The sequence below is a fragment of the Variovorax glucosi genome (genome assembly GCF_051216695.1).
Lineage (GTDB): Bacteria > Pseudomonadota > Gammaproteobacteria > Burkholderiales > Burkholderiaceae_C > Variovorax.
Window position 1 is genome coordinate 1 of record NZ_JBPJZE010000309.1, and the last position, 1,105, is coordinate 1,105.

Consider the following 1,105-nt stretch of genomic DNA (forward strand, 5'->3'; position numbering starts at 1 on the left):
CTGGTTCAGCGATTTCATCAGAACCTCAAGCTGGGCCTTCACTATGCAAGCCTGAACAACGCAACGCAGAGCAAGGTGTTGGCCGATGTCCTCGTGGAGCGAGGTCAATTGCCACTGCCGTTCGGTCATGGAACCTGTATGGCGGGAAGTTCTCGCTCAAGTCTGAAAGGCAAATGCTATTCCGACCAAGAAATGGGACTTGATCGAAGCCGTGCCTCCCCTCAGACTTGCGCAACCTGTAGCTATCACGTCGTCACGCAATCACATGTGATCCAACTGGAGCACGCCCTGTCGAACCTTCAAGGGGAGAAAAACCAGAACGCGAGCGCCAATGTCCTGACCAAGCGGCGAGAGGCAGAGATCAGAGTCATCGCCAAGCTGATCGAACTGCACAAAATCATACTCGGTGGCTGAGCACCGTTTCTACGAGTACACGCCATGAGTCAACCCATTGCGACGCGTCCTCTGAAACCACGTATCGCCGCGGAAAATGCGGATAAGGCGAAGCGCAACATTGAAGCAAAAATATCGCTTCTCAAGAAGGCCATCGCCGCTGTGCAAGCGCCGAAGCAATCTTGTAGCGGCACGGACCTCGAGCTCATCCATCATGCGATGACTGCAAACCAGATTCCGACGACCGTCCGTCAGTTCAACGCTTGGTGCTCCGAGCACATGAGCGCGGGCATGGGTGCCGTTTATCCAGGGATTCTTCGCAATGCGCAGGCAACCCTTAAGCGCCATCCAGTGCTCTTGGCCTCCACGCAGGAGGCGATAGCTGCAATCCGTAGCCATGCCAAGCGCAAGCCGACCGCAAGCAAGCTCGGAGCACTGGAGGATCTTCGTCGAAAAATGAGGCTGCTTGTGGTGATACGGCGTATCGCGGAACGAGAACTGGCAAGCAACCTGTTTGCTTCTGAAGATCTCAAGTCTCAACTTATTGCGTCAGAGGCACGATACGCCGCCTTGGAAAGAGAGATCGTCGAATCACGCGTGCGACACCGCGACGAGGTCGCGCAACTGAGAAAATCAAACGCCGATTTGACCAAGATGCTCACCGCGGTAACGACGCTCAGGCCTTCGTCAGATGACGGCCAGTAACCCAATC

General features: G+C 55.3%; 2 protein-coding genes. Both read left to right on the top strand.

Going from position 1 to position 1,105, the window contains the following annotated elements; translation table 11 throughout:
* Window positions 1-414, top strand: a 414-nt coding sequence (locus ACSFA3_RS25205; RefSeq protein ID WP_435508070.1) for a hypothetical protein, incomplete at its 5' end; no start/stop codon positions are given.
* A 24-nt stretch (window positions 415-438) separates the two neighbouring features.
* Window positions 439-1,098 carry a hypothetical protein gene (locus ACSFA3_RS25210; protein ID WP_435508071.1) on the top strand — a complete coding sequence of 220 codons (660 nt, stop codon included), beginning with the start codon at window positions 439-441 and terminating at the stop codon, window positions 1,096-1,098.
* The last annotated feature ends 7 nt before the right edge of the window (window positions 1,099-1,105 follow it).

Excerpts from the sequence above, each read along its gene's own strand:
- ACSFA3_RS25210 (WP_435508071.1), top strand. The coding sequence starts at position 439 with ATGAGTCAACCCATTGCGACGCGTCCTCTGAAACCACGTATCGCCGCG.